At 62.2% G+C, this 19,863-nt stretch carries 16 protein-coding genes; 12 read left to right on the top strand and 4 right to left on the bottom strand.

Annotated elements, in window-relative coordinates; all coding sequences use genetic code 11:
- Positions 1–8 precede the first annotated feature (8 nt).
- Positions 9–635: a hypothetical protein gene (locus FHU29_RS16095; protein ID WP_064441438.1), complete on the top strand. Its 627-nt coding sequence runs from the start codon at positions 9–11 to the stop codon at positions 633–635.
- Entirely contained in the window at positions 635–1,552 is a 918-nt protein-coding gene (rarD, locus tag FHU29_RS16090; RefSeq protein ID WP_064441439.1) for an EamA family transporter RarD, read from the top strand. The genes FHU29_RS16095 and rarD overlap by 1 nt, the downstream gene beginning before the upstream one ends.
- Positions 1,553–1,555: 3 nt before the next feature.
- On the opposite strand, the gene speB is transcribed toward rarD, so the two are convergent.
- Entirely contained in the window at positions 1,556–2,545 is a 990-nt protein-coding gene (gene speB, locus FHU29_RS16085; protein ID WP_064441440.1) for an agmatinase, read from the bottom strand.
- Between the two features lie 104 nt (positions 2,546–2,649).
- On the opposite strand from speB, the gene FHU29_RS16080 reads away from it, so the two are divergent.
- The 5 genes from FHU29_RS16080 (at position 2,650) to ilvA (ending at position 10,336) form a co-directional block, all read left to right on the top strand.
- Entirely contained in the window at positions 2,650–3,435 is a 786-nt protein-coding gene (locus FHU29_RS16080; RefSeq protein WP_232323026.1) for a carbon-nitrogen hydrolase family protein, read from the top strand.
- A 118-nt stretch (positions 3,436–3,553) separates the two neighbouring features.
- On the top strand, positions 3,554–7,093 hold the full coding sequence (gene dnaE, locus FHU29_RS16075) for a DNA polymerase III subunit alpha (protein WP_183377588.1): 3,540 nt from the start codon (positions 3,554–3,556) through the stop codon (positions 7,091–7,093).
- Positions 7,094–7,131: 38 nt separating this feature from the next.
- The gene (locus FHU29_RS16070) at positions 7,132–8,403 is read left to right on the top strand and encodes a serpin family protein (protein ID WP_183377587.1); all 1,272 of its coding nucleotides are present in this window, start codon (positions 7,132–7,134) and stop codon (positions 8,401–8,403) included.
- Positions 8,404–8,459: 56 nt separating this feature from the next.
- Entirely contained in the window at positions 8,460–8,897 is a 438-nt protein-coding gene (locus tag FHU29_RS16065; protein WP_064441442.1) for a nitroreductase family deazaflavin-dependent oxidoreductase, read from the top strand.
- A gap of 59 nt (positions 8,898–8,956) precedes the next feature.
- Positions 8,957–10,336: a threonine ammonia-lyase IlvA gene (gene ilvA, locus FHU29_RS16060; protein WP_232323027.1), complete on the top strand. Its 1,380-nt coding sequence runs from the start codon at positions 8,957–8,959 to the stop codon at positions 10,334–10,336.
- Here ilvA and FHU29_RS16055 read toward each other — a convergent pair.
- A complete protein-coding gene (locus FHU29_RS16055) occupies positions 10,333–10,872 on the bottom strand; it encodes a TetR/AcrR family transcriptional regulator (protein WP_064441443.1) in 540 nt (179 codons plus the stop codon). The genes ilvA and FHU29_RS16055 overlap by 4 nt on opposite strands.
- 150 nt (positions 10,873–11,022) lie before the next feature.
- Between FHU29_RS16055 and FHU29_RS16050 the strand changes: the two genes are divergently transcribed.
- The gene (locus FHU29_RS16050; protein WP_064441444.1) at positions 11,023–11,478 is read left to right on the top strand and encodes a DUF6918 family protein; all 456 of its coding nucleotides are present in this window, start codon (positions 11,023–11,025) and stop codon (positions 11,476–11,478) included.
- Positions 11,479–11,492: 14 nt separating this feature from the next.
- On the opposite strand, the gene FHU29_RS16045 is transcribed toward FHU29_RS16050, so the two are convergent.
- The gene (locus tag FHU29_RS16045) at positions 11,493–13,184 is read right to left on the bottom strand and encodes an alpha-amylase family glycosyl hydrolase (protein WP_064441445.1); all 1,692 of its coding nucleotides are present in this window, start codon (positions 13,182–13,184) and stop codon (positions 11,493–11,495) included.
- A gap of 15 nt (positions 13,185–13,199) precedes the next feature.
- Entirely contained in the window at positions 13,200–15,371 is a 2,172-nt protein-coding gene (locus tag FHU29_RS16040) for an acyltransferase family protein (RefSeq protein WP_232323028.1), read from the bottom strand.
- A gap of 161 nt (positions 15,372–15,532) precedes the next feature.
- On the opposite strand from FHU29_RS16040, the gene FHU29_RS16035 reads away from it, so the two are divergent.
- The 4 genes from FHU29_RS16035 (at position 15,533) to bioD (ending at position 19,835) form a co-directional block, all read left to right on the top strand.
- The gene (locus FHU29_RS16035) at positions 15,533–16,573 is read left to right on the top strand and encodes a sigma-70 family RNA polymerase sigma factor (protein ID WP_064441446.1); all 1,041 of its coding nucleotides are present in this window, start codon (positions 15,533–15,535) and stop codon (positions 16,571–16,573) included.
- 78 nt (positions 16,574–16,651) lie between these two features.
- Positions 16,652–17,968 carry an adenosylmethionine--8-amino-7-oxononanoate transaminase gene (locus FHU29_RS16030; RefSeq protein ID WP_064441555.1) on the top strand — a complete coding sequence of 439 codons (1,317 nt, stop codon included), beginning with the start codon at positions 16,652–16,654 and terminating at the stop codon, positions 17,966–17,968.
- The gene (locus FHU29_RS16025; RefSeq protein ID WP_064441447.1) at positions 17,965–19,107 is read left to right on the top strand and encodes an 8-amino-7-oxononanoate synthase; all 1,143 of its coding nucleotides are present in this window, start codon (positions 17,965–17,967) and stop codon (positions 19,105–19,107) included. Before FHU29_RS16030 ends, FHU29_RS16025 begins: the two co-directional genes overlap by 4 nt.
- On the top strand, positions 19,104–19,835 hold the full coding sequence (bioD, locus tag FHU29_RS16020) for a dethiobiotin synthase (protein WP_064441448.1): 732 nt from the start codon (positions 19,104–19,106) through the stop codon (positions 19,833–19,835). The genes FHU29_RS16025 and bioD overlap by 4 nt, the downstream gene beginning before the upstream one ends.
- Positions 19,836–19,863 lie beyond the last annotated feature (28 nt).

Here is a 19,863-nt window from a genome sequence, read left to right as displayed (position 1 = left end):
AGCCGCGGATGGCTGAGTGGAACAACGCGCGCCGGTGGCGCATCGCCTCCGTTGTCGTCTTCGTGGGATTTCTGGTCGTCGTGGTCATCGTTGGATACCTCACACCTCCCAGGACCAGCGACTCGATCCGAACAGACCGGCTTGGTCCCGTCAGCGGGGAGTCGGCTGAGGACTATGCGGCGCGAGCAGCTGCTGCGCTCTCCGAAGCACCCGAAGAGCCAACCTGGGCGCTCCTGACGTTCGATCCGCCCGCACGTTTGGCGGAGGTGATCGACGTGACCGGTGATACGCGAATCTCTCGCGTGGTGGTCGACGGTAGCGCTGGGGCACGGCCTGACGACGACAAGTACCGAATATTGCCTGACATGCCGATCGACCTGCCGGCCCCAGTGCCTGGGGTCAATAACTCCTACGACGCGCTCGAAACCGCGGTTTCGAGCGCGCTGTCCCGGCTCCGGACATTCCGTGGCGCGTTCGAGGATGGCACACCGCCCGACTGCTCGTGTGTGGTGGGCGTGGTGGTGCGCGCCGATGGTGAGACGCTGCGACGCATCAGCGAGCACAAAGGTGTGTACACGGCGGAACCGCTTCCAGATGATGCCGTCTGGGGCCGATTCGCTGTGCGGGCACGTTGATGAAACTCTCCCGCGTTGTCCCTGCAGAGGGAGTTGCCTTCGGGGCGGGAGCGTATGCCTGCTGGGGCTTGTTTCCAGCGTTCTTCGGCCTGCTGGCGGTGTCAGCGCCGCTGGAGATTCTCGCTCACCGCGTTGTCTGGACGGCGGTACTGATGGTGGGCGTTGTTCTCGTGATCGGCCGGATCAGACCATTTTTGTCTATGGGTGGGCGGGCGTGGTTGCTTGTTGCCGCAGCATCGGTGTTCATCACGACAAACTGGGGTGTATACATCTTCGGCGTTGTCAGCGGCCGGGTAGTCGAGACAGCACTCGGATATTTCATCAACCCACTGGTAAGCGTCATGCTGGGTGTCGTCTTCTTCCGTGAGCGCCTGAATCGCACGCAAATTGCGGCGGTCCTCATCGCGATTACAGCAGTAGTTGTCTTGACTCTCGATTATGGACGCCCACCCATCATTGCCCTCTGCCTTGCATTCTCGTTCGCGATGTACGGCGTGGTGAAGAAGGTGATGCCACTAGACCCCAGACTCAGCGTCGCCGGGGAGGCGCTCTTTGCGGCACCATTCGCGATTACATTTCTGGTCGTTCTGGGCGTCAGCGGCGCCGCGACATTCGTGAGTGAGGGGCCGGGGCATACCGCGCTGCTGATCGCAGCTGGCCCGGTGACGGCATTGCCGCTGCTTCTCTTCGCCGCCGCGGCGCAACGGGTCCCGCTCGTGACAATGGGGATCTTGCAGTATTTGACACCGGCCTTGCAGATGGCATGGGGGGTGCTCGTTCTGCACGAGGACATGCCGGCCTCGCGGTGGCTGGGCTTCACGCTCATCTGGTGTGCCCTCGCGGTGTTCACCACGGATTCTGTGCGTCGCACCCGGCGCAGGATGCGATCGCCCGTGGTGGTGGATCCACCTCGCTGACGTCTATCGCGGTCGATTCAGCGCGAGGACCGACAGCAATTCGTAGGCCACATGAGCGGCGGCGATACCGGTAATCTCCGCATGGTCGTACGCCGGCGCGACTTCGACGATGTCGGCGCCGATGATGTTCATATCCGTCAGCCCGCGAAGGGTGTGCAGCAACTCGCGGGACGTCAGTCCGCCGGCCTCGGGCGTGCCCGTCCCGGGCGCGTAGGCAGGATCGAGCACATCGATGTCGATCGAGACATAGACCGGACCATCTGAGCTGGTTCCGAGTCTGCGGCGCATGCGGTCGATGATGCTTGACACGCCGTCAGTCTGGTAGTCGTCCGATCGCACGATCTGGAACCCGAGGACGTCGTCGTCCTCGAGGTCCTTCTTGCTGTACAGGGGACCTCGGATACCGATGTGCTGCGAACGCTCCATATCGATCAGCCCTTCCTCGCTAGCCCGCCGGAAGGGTGTGCCGTGGGTGTAGTGGGCGCCGAAGTACGTATCCCAGGTGTCGAGGTGCGCGTCGAAGTGGAGGACCGCGATCTTCCCGTGGTCACGGTGCAGAGCGCGAAGGAGTGGCAATGCGATTGTGTGATCACCGCCGAGGGTCAGCACTTTTGAGCCGTCGCGGCGCAAATCAGTGACTGCTGACTGAATGGCCGCGAGGGCGTCGCTGATGTCGAACGGGTTCACCCCGATATCACCGAAATCAGCTACTTGCTGCGCCGCGAAAGGCTGCACGTCCAAGCCAGGGTGGTAGGGCCGTAGCAGCTTCGACGCTGCCCGGATGTGGTTCGGCCCGAACCGCGCACCGGGCCGGTAACTCACACCGGAATCGAAGGGGACACCGAGAATTGTCACGTCCGCGCGCGAGACTTCATCGAGTCGCGGGAGGCGGGCAAAGGTGGTCGGTTCCGCGAAGCGGGGTTTACGGGTCGCGTCCACCTGACCGACGTTTCCGTCCTCGCGAGTGCGCGGAACTTCGTCTGCGGGGTTCATAATTCATCTCCGTGGTCCGGTGGGAGTCAACCTAGCTTCTGGATACACCACGGCGGAACATCGGGGTGCTCAATGGGAGGGTGACACAGTGGGAGGATGACACAGTGAGTGCTGTAGTCGCTGCCCTTTACCAAGGGCCCGAGCGAGCCACGTCGGTTGCGGAGAATCTTCGTGCTATTGACCTGTCCGCGAGGGAAGCGGCGCGTGAGGGTGCCGCGATTCTCATCTGCCCGGAGATGTCCGCGACGGGGTACAACCTTGGCCCCCTTGTCGCTCAGCGTGCGGAACCGTCCCATGGCCCGATCGCTGGCGAAATAGGCGAGACGGCCCAGCGGTACTCCATTGCGATCGCCTACGGTTACCCGGAACTAGCCGCGGGCGCCATCTACAACAGCGTGCAGGTCGTAAGTGCGTCGGGAACTCCGCTTGCCCACTACCGCAAGACCCACCTGTTCGGCGCTCTTGACCGAGATCACTTCCTGCCCGGAATGGAACTCGTCGTCCAATTTGATCTTTCCGGTATACGCTGCGGGCTGCTGACGTGCTACGACGTGGAGTTCCCGGAAACTGTCCGCGCGCACGCCGACGCGGGCACGCAATGGCTGATCGTGCCCACTGGTTTGATGCGGCCGTTTGAGCGGGTGGCGCAAACCCTTGTGCCCGCGCGTGCGTACGAGAGCCAGATGTTCATCACCTACGTCAACCGGTGCGGAACCGAAGCAGAAGTCGAATACTGCGGCCTGAGCTGTGCGGTGGCGCCAGACGGTACCGAATTGGCCCGTGCCGGAGCTGCGGAACAGTTGATCGTGACCGAAATCGATCTCGCGGTGCTGGAGGCGTCGCGTGTCGTCAACACGTACCTGCAAGACCGCCGTCGCGATCTTTATTGATGTCTACGACAGCGTACGGCCGATACAAAAATTGTCAGTGGGAGCGCCTAGCATGAGTGGGCCACGTCGGTAGCTACGCTGGGTGCGCGGGATCGCTGGACTGCGGGGAGAGGTACTTGTGACTGATACGGGGTCGTTCGTCCATCTGCACAACCACACTGAGTACTCCATGCTCGATGGTGCGGCGAAGGTAAAACCGCTCTTTGCCGAAGCCCAGCGCCTCGGCATGACTGCGGTTGGCATGACGGACCACGGCAACATGTTCGGTGCGAGCGACTTTTACAACGCTGCGGTGAAAGCGGACATCAAGCCGATCATCGGGATCGAGGCGTACGTAGCTCCTGAGTCGCGGTTCAACCTGAAGCGTGTCCGGTGGGGCGACCCGTCGCAGAAGTCCGACGATGTTTCGGGTAGCGGTGCCTACACGCATATGACGATGGTTGCCGCCAACGCAACTGGCTTACGGAACCTCTTCAAACTCTCCTCCCTCGCCTCGATCGAAGGTCAGTTGGGCAAATGGCCGCGAATGGATGCGGAACTGATCGCGGAGCATTCCGAGGGGATTATCGCCACGACCGGTTGTCCCTCCGGTGAGCTGCAGACCAGGCTGCGTCTCGGACATGAACGCGAGGCTCTCGAGGCGGCGGCGAAGTGGCAGGAAATCTTCGGACCTGAGAACTTCTTTCTCGAGTTGATGGACCATGGAATCTCGATCGAACGCCGCGTGCGTGAGGGACTTCTGGAGGTGGGCCGGAAGCTCGGCATTCCGCCCATCGTGACTAACGACTGCCACTACGTGACTGTCGATCAGGCGCGCAGCCATGAGGCGCTGCTCTGCGTCCAGACTGGGAAAACACTAAGTGACCCGACCCGCTTTAAGTTCGACGGCGACGGGTACTACCTGAAGTCGGCTGCTGAGATGCGAGCGGCGTGGGACGAAGAGGTGCCCGGCGCGTGCGACAACACCCTGCTGATCGCGGAGCGTGTCGAGTCATACAAGGAGGTGTGGACGCACCGCGACAGGATGCCGGTGTTCCCCGTGCCAGACGGTGAGACGCAGGCAACGTTCCTGTACAAGCAGGTCCACGAGGGTTTGGAGCGGCGTTTCCCAGGCGCGGTTCCGCCCGAGTACACGAAGCGCGCTGACTACGAGCTCGATGTCATCAACCAAATGGGCTTCCCGGCCTACTTCCTCGTGGTCGGTGACCTCGTGCGGCATGCGGGAGAGGTGGGAATCCGGGTCGGCCCGGGCCGAGGCTCCGCAGCGGGTTCACTGGTGGCTTTCGCGCTCGGCATCACCAACATCGATCCGATCCCGCATGGGCTGCTCTTCGAACGGTTCCTCAACCCCGAGCGCGTGTCGATGCCTGATATCGATATTGACTTCGACGACCGCCGTCGCGGTGAGATGGTGCGGTACGCCACAGACCGCTGGGGGAGTGACCGTGTAGCCCAGGTGATTACGTTCGGAACGATTAAGACCAAAGCGGCGATCAAAGACTCGGCGCGTGTGCTCTTCGGCCAGCCGGGATTTGCGATCGCCGACCGGATCAGTAAGGCGCTTCCGCCGCCGATCATGGCCAAAGACATTCCGCTTCACGGGATCATGAATCCTGAGCACGAGAGGTACAAAGAAGCCACCGAAGTACGGTCGCTGATCGAAACTGATCCCGACGTCCGCAAGATCTATGAAACCGCGATTGGCTTAGAGGGGCTGATCCGCAACGCGGGTGTGCACGCCTGCGCGGTAATCATGTCGTCCGAACCCCTCATGGAAGCTATTCCCCTGTGGAAGCGCCAGCAGGATGGCGCCATCATCACCGGATGGGACTACCCGTCTTGTGAGGACATCGGCCTCCTCAAGATGGACTTCCTCGGTCTTCGGAACCTCACGGTCATCGGTGACGCGATCGAAAACCTCAAGTCGAACCGCGGGATCGACATAGACCTCGACACCCTCACGCTCGATGACCCGAAAGCGTATGAACTGCTAGCGCGTGGTGACACGCTAGGCGTGTTCCAGCTCGACGGCTCTGCGATGCGCGACCTGCTGCGCCGGATGCAGCCGACCGGATTCGAGGACATCGTCGCCGTGCTTGCGCTGTACCGGCCCGGCCCGATGGGCATGAACGCCCACAATGACTACGCGGACAGAAAGAACGGGCGCCAAGAAGTACGCCCAATCCACCCCGAACTCGAGGAGCCGCTGAAGGAGATCCTCTCGGAGACGTACGGCCTGATCGTCTATCAAGAGCAGATCATGCAGATCGCTCAGAAGGTGGCTGGTTACTCGCTCGGACGCGCAGACATTCTGCGCCGCGCAATGGGCAAGAAGAAGGCTGAAGTCCTCGCTGCTGAGTTCGATGGCTTCCAAGAAGGTATGCGCGCCAACGGCTTCGGTGACAAAGCGATCACCGCGCTGTGGGACACCATCCTCCCGTTCGCTGGCTACGCGTTCAACAAATCACACGCAGCTGGATACGGGCTGGTCTCGTACTGGACTGCCTACCTAAAGGCGAACTATCCAGCGGAGTACATGGCGGGACTCCTGACGTCGGTTGGCGACGACAAGGACAAGGCAGCCATCTATCTTGCGGACTGCCGCAAAATCGGGGTCACGGTGCTGCCTCCGGACGTAAACGAGTCGGAGCAGAATTTCACCTCGGTGGGTGACGACATACGCTTCGGGCTTGGCGCCGTCCGCAATGTCGGCTCGAACGTTGTCTCCTCGATTATTAAGGGCCGCAATGAAAAGGGAAGCTTCACCTCGTTCTCCGACTACCTCGGAAAGGTCGATGCCGCTGCATGTGGCAAGAAAGCCATCGAGTCCCTCATCAAAGCTGGGGCGTTCGACTCGCTCGATCACCCGCGCAAAGGCCTAGTCCTCATCCATTCAGATGCCGTCGACGCGGTGATGAATACCAAGAAGGCTGAGGCGATCGGGCAGTTCGACCTCTTCGGCGGAGGTGGGGCCGACGATGAAATCGCGAGCGTTTTCGAAGTAAAGGTTCCCGAAGAAGAATGGGATACGAAGCACCGCTTGGCGCTCGAGCGGGAAATGCTCGGTCTCTACGTTTCAGGCCACCCGCTCAACGGCATCGAACACCTCATTGCTGCGCAGACCGACACACAGATCACGGCGATCCTCGAAGGCATCGTCAAAGACGGGGCACAAGTAACCGTTGGCGGGATTTTCGCCTCCGTGACGCGGCGCGTGAACAAGAACGGTCAGCCCTGGGCGGCGGCACAGCTTGAAGACCTAGAGGCGGGCATCGAGGTGATGTTCTTCCCCCAGGCATATTCCGTGTACGGGATGGAAGTAACCGAAGACACGATCGTGCTGATCAGGGGCCGCCTCAAAGTCCAGGATGATCGCATCTCCATCATCGCCAACGATCTTGTGGTGCCGGACCTCTCGGACATCGGTGTCGCGCAGCCCGTCGCGCTGAGCATGCACACCCGCATGTGCACACCCGACAAGGTGGGTGCACTCAAGCAAGTGCTGACGCGTCACCCCGGACAGGCGGACGTCCACGTCAGACTGATAACTGGCGACAGGACAACGACACTCAAACTTGATGACGGATATCGGGTAACTCCGTCGTCCGCACTCATGGGTGATCTCAAGGCGTTACTCGGCCCCGGTTGCTTAGGCTGAAACGACGCGACACACAACGGCTCAGGGGAGTGATGATTGTGAGGATCCGGAAAGCCGCAGCGCTCGGAGTTGGCGCAGTGTTGATGCTGGCAACCGCATGCGGCACCACAGAGCCCAGTGACCCCGAGCCTGAAACCACCACAGCTGCGGCGCCTGCGATGGAAGAACCCGTTGACGAGTTCATTGCCGGGCTCTACGAGTTCTCCGAAAGTTTCGCCCGCTCGATCGCACAGGACGACGAGGACCGCGAGAACACCGTGTACTCACCGGTGAGCATCGCGTACGCCTTCGCGATGCTGCGGGCCGGGGCGGAGGGTGAGACCGCGGCGCAGTTGGATGCGGTGTTCGGGTTCCCTGCCGAAGGGCTGAATGAAGCTGTTCGCGCCCTCGCCGATGAAGCTGTGACCGTCGATGACGTTCCGCCTCGAACCGAATCCGGAGAAACACGCGGCCCCGACGATGAGCCCGCGGAACCGATCGTCGCCCTCGCAAACGGTCTGTTCGTGCAGGAGGGAATGACTCTCGAATCGGACTTCACCACAACACTGAGCGAATATTTTGATGCGGAACCCGAAAACGTCGATTTCACGAGCCCAGAAGCCGTAGCAACCATTGACTCGTGGGTCGAGGAGAACACCGCCGGAAGGATCGACCGGCTTTTCGATGAACTGGACCCGGAAACAATCGCCGTGCTAGCGAACGCGATCTACATGAAAGCGGAATGGGAGAACCAGTTCAGCGAAAGCTCCACCGAAGACGACGACTTCACAAAAGCGGACGGTTCAGTGGTGACGGTCCCCATGATGAACAAGCAGTCCACTACCGTCCGGCACGCAACGGGAGAAGGCTGGGAGGCGATCGAACTCCCCTATGCGGGCGGCGAACTGTCGATGTGGATCCTGATATCGGACACTGACGATCTGACTGCGCCCCAATTGACGGCTTCGACGTTAGAAACACTCGCTGACGGCGGCACTTCCGTATCCGCAGATATCGCGCTGCCGCGCTGGGACTTCGGCGGCACCGTGCAACTGCTGGAACAGTTGCGAGGCATAGGACTGACAAATCTGTCGGAACTCGACGGGATTACCCCAGATTTCATGGTGAGCGACGCAATCCACAGGGCGACGATCACGGTAGACGAGCAGGGAACCGAAGCTGCGGCTGTCACTGGTGTCGCGGGCGTCACCAGTCTGCCGCCCGAAGCGCAGGTGGAGTTCCGTGCAGACAGGCCCTACACCTTCGCCATCATGCACACGCCCACAGGGGCACCGCTGTTCCTGGGCGGTGTTGAAGACCCGAGCCAGTAACGCCAGTTTCGACGAATCATCGAGACAGCGCCGCGATCGTGGTGTTGACTTAACCTATGCCTCTCACTGGTGAATACGAGCCCAGTCCCAGCGACTTCGTGCGCGAGCAAGTGGAAACATTTGAACGCACCAATGGCCGCGAAGGAAACACGATGGGGGGCAAGCCCATCATCGTGGTGACAACGCTCGGAGCAAAATCAGGCAAACTGCGGAAAACCCCGCTGATGCGGGTCGAACATGACGGCAAGTATGCGGTGGTGGCCTCTATGGGCGGCGCGCCCACGCATCCAGTCTGGTACCACAACATGCGTGCGAATCCACTGGTCGAAGTTCAGGATGGCGCTGACAAGAAAGACTTCGTCGCCCACGAAGTGTCGGGTGAAGAGCGCGAGACGTGGTGGGAACGGGCCACCGATGTCTGGCCCGACTACAACGACTACCAAACGAAAACCTCAAGGCAGATTCCTGTACTGGTGCTCAGTCCCGCCGAGTGACTGCGAGCTAGGAGTCAGCCAGCATTCGTGCCGAATCGCAACACTCGGTAAGTATGTAAATGGGCCAGATTGATGGCAGCATAGGTCGAGTGTCTACTGTTCCCCGTGCTCAAGCCCTGACAACCGCTGAGCTGCTGACCGCATCCGACATCGATGAGGCAGCGGAGCGAATCAGCGGCATTGTGGCTGTCACGCCGCTCGAACGGTGCGACCGCCTTTCGCAGGTGACCGGTGCGAACATTTTCCTGAAGCGCGAGGACCAGCAGCGAGTGCGCTCATACAAGCTGCGGGGTGCCTACAACCTCATGGTGCAGTTGACCGAACCTGAGCGGACAGCTGGTGTCGTTTGCGCAAGCGCCGGAAATCACGCCCAAGGTGTGGCCTTCGCATGCCGTGCGCTGGGAATCAGAGGCCGAATCTACTTGCCATCGAACACGCCGCGCCAGAAGCGTGATCGTATCCGGGCGCACGGCGGCCCCTACGTCGACCTCAAGGTCACGGGACCGACCTACGACGAGGCTGCTGCGGCAGCGTTGCGTGACTGCGCTGAATCAGGCGCGACATTGGTTCCACCCTTCGACGATCCGCGGACTGTGGCCGGCCAGGGCACCGTGGCAAGGGAAATCCTGGAACAGCTTGAAGGGCTCGTCGACGTTGTGGTCGTGCCAGTTGGCGGGGGCGGTCTCATCGCTGGCATGACCGCCTACCTGCACGAGCGGTCGCCGTCGACCACGATCGTGGGAGCAGAGCCAACAGGAGCCGCGTCGATGATTGGTGCGCTCGCGGCCCGCGGGCCGGTCACTCTTCGAGAGATCGACGCTTTCGTTGATGGCGCGGCAGTGCGCCGCGCCGGCGACTTCCCCTACGCGGTACTTTCGGCGGCTGGTGCGTCAGCGGTCACTCATGCGTCACTGCCGCTCGTGGCGTCCGTTCCGGCGCCCAGTCACCCAGGCGACATCTCGATCCTGAAGGTCGATGAAGGTGCTGTGTGCACCGAGATGCTCGACTTGTATCAGAACGAAGGCGTCATCGCGGAGCCTGCAGGTGCACTGGCGGTCGCTGCGCTGAAACAAATGAAGTTTGAAGCGCATCAGAATGTGGTGTGCCTCGTTTCCGGCGGCAACAACGATGTGTCGCGCTACGGCGAAATCATCGAACGGTCGCTCGTCCACATGGGTTTGAAGCACTACTTCCTGGTGAACTTCCCACAGGAGCCGGGCGCGTTGCGGCGTTTCCTGGATAACGTCCTCGGACCGGATGATGACATCACGCTGTTCGAATACGTCAAACGCAACAACCGTGAGACCGGAGGTGCGCTCGTCGGCATCGAGCTCGGCGCTGCTTCTGGCCTCAGCCCCCTGATGGAGCGTATCCGGGAGTCGGGCATGGAAGTGGAGCACCTCGAGCCTGGAACGCCGGCCTTCCGCTACTTGATTTAGTTCCCGGAGCCGGGTTGCGTGAGGCGCTCGATAACCTGCCGATGCAGGTCCGGGTCAGGCAGGGGAAGGCCTAGAAGTGCACTGAAGTAGATGCCATCCCCAGCGAGCCGGACTATCTCGGCCTGGACAGGATCGGTGATCTCAGCGCGCAGATGCTCATCCCAGCCTCTGACTACCTTCGTGACGGCATCACGCAGTGCATGATTTTGACCGTCGACAGTGTGGAGGGCAGCGATCAGCGTTCGGTATACCAGTAACTCTGTTTCTGCGGTCGTATCGGGGCTTTGCAGGTAGAACTCTGCGATGGAGCGCCCAGCTGACAAGGCGTCACGCAGCTGGGCATCTGCCAGGTCACCTAGCCTCGAGACAAGGCCGATCAACAATGCGTCTTTGCTGGGGAAGTGGTAGAGAAGACCGCCTTTTGAGACGCTTGCCTCGTTGGCAACTGCCTCGAGGGTGACTTGCGCGGACCCGGTGCGCAGCAGAATACGTTCCAGCGCGTCGAGGATACGGTCATAGGTTGATGCGTTGGGCACACGCGGCAATATACCGGCTGGACGGTTCGCTCGTGAGGGGTCGATTTAGGTAGGGCAGGGAACGGACTTTACGTGCACGAATTGTCACGGCGTGCGGTAAATTCGTTGCATCCGCGCGGCGCGGACTGTTGCGGAAGACGGAGGAAGTCCATGGCGGGGTCTCTGCGTGATGTGTTGCTCTCCGACGAGAATCGCGATGCCTTCGTAGCTGACGCGAGGACGGTCCTCGACGAGGAGGTTCGTGCGAAACGAGGGCCCACTGGGGTCATGCTCAAAGGCGCGTATAAAACCGTAAACGCGGTACACGCAACGTTTGTCAACAGCGTAATTCGCGTTCTCCTGCCGGATTTTCTCGAACAGCTCCAGCCGCACTGGGATGCGTTCACTTCCGCTGGGGAGCGCGATTTCGGCACGTTTCTCGCCGGTCGCGGGGATGAGGCTGCGGACGAGTTACTTGCGATCGTCGACAGGCGTGCGGAAGCGTCCGCGTACCGTAGCATTGCGAAGCTCTACGGCCAGCTGCGCGGTCAAGCGCACAAGCATGTCGTCCAGGCGCTGCCGCGGGTGGGAACGCTAATCCAGCGTGGGATGGCGGCCGCGGACTGACAGCGGGTGCGGTGCTAGCCGCGTGGGTCGTGCTCCGGCTGGGGTGTATCCTCCGCTCGCGGCTCTAGGCGGCGTGGCTCGCGGAGAGCCCCGCCGCCGCGCACGAGCAAGGCGACGGGCAGCTCGGAAAACATGTCGGCGGCAAGGGCTTCGCCGCTATGGTTCTTGCCTGTCAGCAGGTCACGCCACGTTCCCTCCGGCAGCGGGACGGAGGTGTCACCCCACGCTGGCTGCCCGTCGTCATTCGGCATCAGGTGAGTCAGCCGGGCGACCACCACCACAGCTTCGGGCAGCGAATGCTCCCGCGCCCTTTCGAACGCCACGACGTAACTTTGCGCAGAACCTGAAGGCGTGATCGGCTCGTACTCGCCCCCAACGAACACGTCGGGTCGCTCATCACGCAGCCGCAGAGCGCTGCGCACCACATGTAGCTTTGCGATGCTCGGAATGACACCATCGTTGCCGGTGTCAATCGTCTCTGCTGTCTCGAGCGTCGTGCAGAGTTCGCGGCAACGTTTGACGTGTCGGCTGAGGGGGCCGCGTGGCTGCCAGAGTTCACTTCCGGCATCGACCGCGGGCAGTCCCGGGCCCAGGATGTATTGCAACGTCTGGGCGAGCTTCGCTGGGCGATGTGCGTGTGGCACGGGCCCCGGACCCGACTCAGGAGCCGCGGACAGTGAGCAAGGCCAATGCCGGGCAATGTCGGCCATATGAAGATGGAACTCCGACCGCGGTACATACTCCGCCGCTCCGGTATCCGAGTCACCGGGCTTCGCGAGGACACCTGTGACGACGCGGCGTATCTCGGCGCCGCTTGTCCCATCGATAGGCAGAGCCTGGTCCAGAACGTGATTGCGGTGCGGCGCCGTGTCGGTGCAGAGCAGGTGGTTCTCGCCGATCGCCGCACGCAACCAGGACAGATACAGCATCGTGTCCGGCAGATCATCGACGCCCACAACGCGGACCCCGTCGACGGTTCCGTCGTGGACGATCTCCTTCAAAAAGCGGTGGGTTTCGCCGAACACATCCTGGCTGTCCTGCCGCAATGCGGCGAAGCGGGGTGCGCCCCCAACGTATCGATAGTTCGCATGCTCATCCGAGCCGATGAGGCGGTACATCTGCTGGCGTGAACACTCTTCTGGAGCGAACAACTCAGTGCCCGGTGCGAGGGGGAATTCAGGTCCGGGACGGTCGAAGCGGAGGCGGTTGCCAGAGACCGCCAGAGTTGTAGTCCGATGATCCGAATCGAGAACCGGGAGCCGGAGGCGATGCTGGGGGTCCGCGTCGAAATCGACGGTGAAGTAATCCGCGAAGCGCGAATGGCGACCACTCACCAGGACGTCCCACCACCACGCGTTGTGCTGCGGCAACGCTACGTCGGTATGCGCTGGAACTATGTCGATGATCAAACCGATCTCGCGCGCATGCGCGACCGAAGCGAGCTCGCGCAAATTCACTGTGCCGTATTCGGCGGGAACGACACCCGAATCAGCGTTAGCGCTGCTCCCATACGGAGCTGCTAGCCAGAGGTGCGAGATACCGATGTCCGCGAGATAGTCCAGAAGTTCCGGAATGTCACCGGAGGGCAGCCACTCTTGTCCAGCATGGGGGAGCTGCACACGGTACACCGATGTTGGTGGGCGCACAGCGGGGCGGATGGGCCTGCCATGATCCGGGCTGCCAGGGTGCCGGCTGCGGACTATCACGGACCTATCCTTCCACTAGTTCTCCCACCAGCCTGTCGCTTCACCAATCTGCCGCCGCATCTCGGGGACCGTTGTTCTGACGTAAGACGCACTCAGATGGTTGAAGTCGCGGTACACGAGGATGTTCCCCTCGACCGCGCGGCAGACGTCGACATCACAGATCGCATCACTCAAGTCGAGGGACACGAAACCCGGTATTTCCCCTTCGAGTTCGTCAGCTGGGTTGGCCGCGCTCAGTACCTCAGCGCGTGAAATGCCGCATTCTTCCGGATCGCCACCTGAGGCGAGGCAGTCCGAAGGTTCCGGGAAATGTGGCAGCCAGGGCGAGTCGCGCAAACCGAGGGTCGCGATGCCGTTGTCCGACAGGAACTGGAACATCTCCCGGTAGTGGTCGGGGAGGTAATCGCCGGGTTCGAAATGGATCGGCCGGGTGCTGTTGGTCATAAGGTAATCGGGCTGGCTCGCCGCGACGTCCGCGAGCACGCGCTGATTCCAATCCCAGCATTGTGGGTAGGGGAATCCATCGAAATGTGTGGGTTCGGGGTTGGCTGACAGCGGGCACGCCATCTTCAGGTACGTCACAACCCGGAATCCCTCATCGAGGCCCACCTGATTGAGCGCGGTGACCCACTGCTCTGCGTGGGAGCCGCCAGCGAGCACAATGGTGCGGTCAGCGGTGAGGTCGCCATACTCGCACGTCACCAGTTCTTCGGAATCAGTGTCAGCGATGCAGCCATCGAATGCGGTAATCGGGTGATCGTGCCACGCATCGAGCGGCACCGGCCGCCAGGGCATGGGCGACGCTCTCAAACCATCGGTGAGTTCAGTAGCGCCCGGATACAGCAAGGGGTCGAGATATTCAGCAAGACGCTCTTCCCGGTCGTTGAGGTAGACCCGCCAGCCGCCCGCTGCCCCAACGAGCATGAGTGCGGCGACAGCAAGGGCGATCGCGGGATACGTGGAGCGGTGCCGCCACCGTATGCGAGACGCAGAGGGGGCAGGGTTGCGGTGGGGGTAGCGGAGCGGAATCTCGACAAACCGCAGCGTGAGCCAGGCGAGGAACAGCGAAACAAAGATCACGCCAATGCCTTCACCGATTGACACCGACCGCTGTCCAGACGCAGCGAGGTAAAAGATGAGCACAGGCCAGTGCCACAAATAGAACGAGTATGCGACCGAACCCAGCCAGACCAGCGGCGGCAAGGCCAAGAAACGGAGTATCGCTGTGGGTCGATGGTCCCGGGGTGTCGAAGTGTTCGCAGCGGGGGTGCCCGCGGCGATGATCGCCAGCGTCGCGAGCACCGGTACGAGGGCCCACGGGCCTGGGAACAAGCGGCCGTCGACAACGATGCCGCACAACATGATGGCCGCAAGACCGGCAAGAGCGAGCAGCGGACGCAATAGCGTGGGGATTCGCAACAGCGGCAGATACGCGGCCACCAAGCCGCCGGCGAGGAGCTCCCACCCGCGGGCAAATGAGTCGTAATAGGCAGTGGCAGGGTCCTGCTGGATGGAGATCGCCGCGTAAGCGAACGACGCAGCAGCGCAGAGCGTGAGGACGACGATGGCGGCGCGTGCGGCCCAGGTGCCAGCGTCGTCACGGTTGCGCAATGCTGTGCGTGTCAGCCAGGCGGTTAAATAGACGATCGCGAGCGTGGCGACAAAGAACTGTCCCTGCACGGACATAGACCACAGGTGCTGCAACGGACTGGTAGTCGGGTCTGCGGCGAGATAGTCACCGGCGGTCCGGGCGAGTTGCCAGTTCTGAAAGTAAAAGAGACTCGCGACGGACTGGCCGCTGATAGTGGCCCACTGCGTGCTCGGCATTAGGAAAAAAGCGGCAATTCCGACCGCACTGAGAATTGTGACCAATGCCGGCAATAATCGCCGCGCCAGCCGCTTCATCATGGGGAAGGGCGAGAGGTCGGAGCCGTAGCGGGCGTTGCGTACAAGCATTCCGACGAAGAAGAAGCCAGAGAGCGTGAGGAACACGTCGACGCCGCCAGAGATGCCGAGCGCCCACACGTGATAGATGACTACCAGCGCAATCGCAAAACCACGCAGGCCATCAAGGTCGTATCGGTAAGGTGCGCGCGGCGGACGACGGGCAGCGCGCTCGGCTTGCGCGCGCCCGGAAGTTCCAGCCGGTTCCATTCGGGAATCGGCGCTCGAGCTCGTATTCGCCATACGAGTTTGTGATAATAGCGCCTCAACCTGAATCAAAGGGCGAGTGCACCACTATCACGATCAAATAAAGCGTGAGCCGATGGAAAGTCAATAGCGCGCATTACCTGGATTTTTGTGACGCTCGCAGTGTGTTCTGGGCGATTCCCGAGTAGTGTCGGAACATGACCAATGTCATAGCTGATGCTGCGCAGAGCGGGGATGGGGGCTCTGTTGCGGAAGCTGACTTCGAGACACTTTTCGCGCCCATGCGATCCGAGATCATGGCCCATTGCTACCGAATGCTGGGCTCCGCGCACGACGCGGACGACGCCGTACAGGAAACCTATCTGCGTGCCTGGCGCGCGTTCAGCGGTTTCGAAGGCAGATCGTCGATCCGAACGTGGCTCTACCGCATCGCCACGAACGTCTGTCTGACCGCTCTTGAAGGCCGAGGGCGGCGCGCGATGCCTTCGGGGCTGGGGCAGGAGCGAGGTGACCCGCATGCGGTGCTGGAGGAGCGGCACGAAATACCGTGGCTCGAACCAGTGCCCGACGCCTGGCTGCCACGTGAGGACGACCCCGCCACGGTCGCGACCGGAAAGTCCAGCGTGCGGCTGGCGCTGATCGCGGCCCTGCAGCACCTGCCGCCCAAACAGCGGGCGGCACTGCTGATGAAGGAAGTCCTGCAGTGGCAGTCAAGCGAGATCGCGGATGCCCTAGGCTCTACGACCGCTTCAGTGAATAGCAGTCTGCAGCGGGCGCGGGCCCAGCTCGACAAGCTTTCGCCACGGGAAGAAGACTTCAACGAGCCCGCGGAGTCCGATAAGCGTGAACTCCTTGACCGCTACGCGCTCGCATTGGAGCAAAAGGACATCGCCACGATTGTCCAGCTGTTCACTGCGGACGCAGTGTGGGAGATGCCACCCTTCACCGGCTGGTACCAGGGCCCCGCGGACATCGGCGCTCTCATCGATACACAATGCCCGGCGGGACCGGGTGAACTGGCGACGGTACCGCTTCGAGGGAACGGCCAGCCCGCGTTCGGTGTGTACATTCTGACGCCGGAAGGCACCTGGGAAGCATTCCAGCTGCAGGTCCTCGATGTCACCGGTGGTGGTATACGGCATGCTGCCACGTTCTTCGACCTCAAGCTCTTCCGTGCCTTCGGTCTGCCTCAGACACTCAGCAGTGAGGAGCTTGCCAAGCTGCGCTCATCACCGTGAATCTGTCCTGGCTGTCGGTCCAATCCAGGTAAGGCCGGGTTCGAGGTACTGAGTGCCGACCCGATAGTGTCGGATGTCGTGGTGGCGCAAGAAGTGAACGAGCAAGACGTCGTGGCGCTCGACGCGCAGCACGTCTGGCATCCCTACGGGGCATTTCCGCCCTCGACAGTTCCGCTGGTCGTCGAAAGTGCGTCTGGTGTGCGCCTGCGTCTTCGGGATGGCCGGGAACTGATCGACGGGATGAGCTCCTGGTGGGCCGCGATCCACGGCTACCAGCATCCGGTCATCGACGAAGCCGCGACAAACCAGCTGGCGCGGATGTCGCACGTGATGTTCGGCGGCCTGACGCACGAACCCGCCGTACGCCTCGCGCAGACACTCGTTGGAATTACGCCGCAGCCGCTGCAGAAGGTGTTCTTCGCCGACTCAGGCTCGGTATCGATCGAGGTGGCAGTCAAGATGTGCCTGCAGTACTGGCGCAGCCTTGGGCGCGGCGAGAAGCGTCGGCTTCTGACATGGCGGGGCGGTTACCACGGCGACACATTTACGCCAATGAGCGTGTGCGATCCAGACGGGGGCATGCATGCGCTATGGACCGACATCCTCGCTGAGCAGATCTTCGCCCCGGTGCCGCCAGCCGATTTCGATCTCGAGTACCGCGACACGCTCGCCGCGCTTATTCGTTCGCACGCCCACGAACTCGCCGCGGTGATCGTCGAGCCGGTGGTCCAGGGCGCGGGCGGTATGCGTTTTCACGATGCGCGCTACCTCACGGAGCTGCGGCGGCTGTGCGACGAGAACGATGTGCTGTTGATCTTCGACGAAATCGCAACTGGTTTCGGCCGCACCGGAGAAATGTTCGCTGCTGACCATGCCAATGTCAGCCCCGACGTTATGTGTGTCGGAAAGGCTCTGACCGGCGGTTACCTGACAATGGCAGCTGTGCTGTGCACCGACCTGATCGCTCACACCATCAGCGCCGGCGAAGCTGGGGGGCTGATGCACGGCCCCACGTTCATGGCTAATCCGCTCGCCTGCGCGATTTCTCAGGCGTCGATCGATCTCCTTACCGCACGGGACTGGAGACGTGAAGTAGATGAGATTGAACAGGGTTTGCGTGCGGGACTGGCACCGGCACGGGGGCTTCCAGGTGTTCGCGACGTCCGCATCAAGGGCGCGATCGGCGTCATAGAACTTGCCGGACCGGTCCCTATGCAACTCGCCACCGACGCCGCGGTGAAGCGGGGAGTTTGGCTACGGCCGTTCCGCAATCTCGTGTACACAATGCCGCCGTTCATCTCCACTCCCGACGAGGTCGCGCAGATCGCTGACGCGATGGTTGCCGTGTGCCACGCCGCCGGTGCGACACATCCAGAGAGGGAGGCCAGGCTATGAGCGAATTGCCTGACCCGCTGGCGTGGCTGGACAGTGCTTCCGAGCATCGCCGGGCCGCTGGTCTGCACCGCGTCCTCAGCCCTCGGCAGCCCAATGACGGGATCATCGATCTTGCGTCCAACGACTACCTTGGTCTGTCGCGCCATCCTGAGGTGATCGCGGGCGCGAAGCGTTCACTCGACCTGTGGGGGCCAGGTTCGACGGGGTCGCGCCTGGTCACCGGCACGACAGCGGAGCATCTGCAGCTCGAGGAGGAACTCGCCGACTTTACGGGCGCTCCGAGCGCGCTAGTGTTCTCGTCGGGGTATATGGCCAACATTGCCGCTGTCACCGCGCTGAGTAACAAGGACACACTCATCGTGTCCGACTCCGCGAGCCACGCGTCCCTGGTCGATGCCTGCCGCCTTTCTCGCGGACGCATCGCGGTGGTCGAGCATTGCAATTTGTCTGCGGTGCGCGCGGCGCTGGAAGGGCGTGACGAAGAGCATGCGCTCGTCGTGACGGACTCAGTGTTCAGTGCCGACGGCGACCTCGCGCCGCTGCGCGGCTTACATGCCGTGTGCCGGGAAATGGACGCCGTGCTGATCGTTGACGAAGCGCACGGCATCGGTGTGCGCGGCGAAGGCGGCCAGGGGCTGGTGCACGAGTCCGGACTGGCCGGAGAGCCCGACATTGTCATCACCATGACCCTGTCGAAAGCGCTGGGGAGTCAGGGCGGCGCTGTCGTTGCAGACGACCGCATTCGGGAGCACCTCATCAACACGGCGCGGACATTCATTTTCGACACCGGCCTCAGCCCCGCTGCGGTCGGCGCTGCGCGTGCTGCGCTTCGGGTGCTGAAACGAGAACCCGAACGTGCACAGGCTGTACTCGACCACGCGGCGGTTCTCGCCGAGGCTGCGGACGTCGCGGGCAAGCCGGAATCCGCGGTGGTGTCGGTGGTTCTCGGTGATGCCGCGACAGCTGTTGCTGCGGCCCAGCGATGCCTTGAGGAAGGTGTTCGGACGGGTTGTTTCCGCCCGCCATCAGTGCCTCCGGGAACGTCGCGCTTGCGATTGACCGCCCGCGCGGATCTCACCGAGAACGAGCTGGCAGCCGTCACCCAGGTGTTGCGGCGTATCGCGGGCGATGCAGAGTGAGCGTCCTCGTCATTACGGGAACTTCTACCGGTGTCGGCAAAACTGTGGTGACGGCGGGCCTGGCTGTACTGGCGAAGTCGCGGGGACTCTCGGTCGCTGTGTGCAAGCCGGCCCAGACGGGTGTTGATGACGGCGCGCCAGGGGATCTCACAGAGGTGATTCGGCTGGCCGGTGACATTCCCGTCAGTGAGCTCGCCCGCTACCCTGAACCGCTCGCACCGTTCACCGCGGCGAGACGAAGCGGACGGCCAATGCTCACCTTGAGTGCGATCGTCACGGAAATCGCCCGTCTCGAGGCCGCGCATGACCTGGTGCTCGTCGAGGGCGCAGGAGGGGTCCTGGTCGAATTAGGGCAAGGGGGTTTCACGTTGCGTGATGTCGCAAGCGCGGCGAGCGCGGAGGTCGTTCTGGTGGCTGCCGCTGGGCTCGGTACACTGAACCACACTGCCCTCACTGTCGAGGCACTCGAACGCAGCGATGTCCGCTGCACCGGAATAGTGGTCGGTGCCTTACCGGCAGAGCCTGACCTCGCGATGCGCTGCAATCTCGATGACTTGCCTCGTATTTCCGGAATCCCGATTGTGGGAGTGCTTCCTGACGGATGCGGGGAATGGACGTCTGCGGAATTCGCGCGCGGAGTCGCGGGCTGGTTTACCAGCGAGTTCGCGCAGGCAATCGCGGCGCGGGCGGATGTGTCCGCGTCCGGTGGGGTATCTGATTCACTATGAGGACGGACGGTAAGGCACACTGGCTACG

It is taken from the genome of Hoyosella altamirensis, from assembly GCF_014191505.1.
Classification (GTDB): domain Bacteria; phylum Actinomycetota; class Actinomycetes; order Mycobacteriales; family Mycobacteriaceae; genus Hoyosella; species Hoyosella altamirensis.
The sequence above is the reverse complement of the archived record's forward strand: the minus strand, read 5'-3'. Positions and strand labels throughout refer to the sequence as shown.

What these genes read in the sequence shown, in the direction of transcription:
- rarD (WP_064441439.1), top strand. Translation starts at nt 635, where the DNA reads ATGAAACTCTCCCGCGTTGTCCCTGCAGAGGGAGTTGCCTTCGGGGCG.
- FHU29_RS16040 (WP_232323028.1), bottom strand. Translation starts at nt 15,371, where the DNA reads ATGGCGAATACGAGCTCGAGCGCCGATTCCCGAATGGAACCGGCTGGA.
- FHU29_RS16050 (WP_064441444.1), top strand. Translation starts at nt 11,023, where the DNA reads ATGGCGGGGTCTCTGCGTGATGTGTTGCTCTCCGACGAGAATCGCGAT.
- ilvA (WP_232323027.1), top strand. Translation starts at nt 8,957, where the DNA reads ATGGGCCAGATTGATGGCAGCATAGGTCGAGTGTCTACTGTTCCCCGT.
- FHU29_RS16035 (WP_064441446.1), top strand. Translation starts at nt 15,533, where the DNA reads ATGACCAATGTCATAGCTGATGCTGCGCAGAGCGGGGATGGGGGCTCT.
- FHU29_RS16025 (WP_064441447.1), top strand. Translation starts at nt 17,965, where the DNA reads ATGAGCGAATTGCCTGACCCGCTGGCGTGGCTGGACAGTGCTTCCGAG.
- FHU29_RS16095 (WP_064441438.1), top strand. Translation starts at nt 9, where the DNA reads ATGGCTGAGTGGAACAACGCGCGCCGGTGGCGCATCGCCTCCGTTGTC.
- speB (WP_064441440.1), bottom strand. Translation starts at nt 2,545, where the DNA reads ATGAACCCCGCAGACGAAGTTCCGCGCACTCGCGAGGACGGAAACGTC.
- FHU29_RS16065 (WP_064441442.1), top strand. Translation starts at nt 8,460, where the DNA reads ATGCCTCTCACTGGTGAATACGAGCCCAGTCCCAGCGACTTCGTGCGC.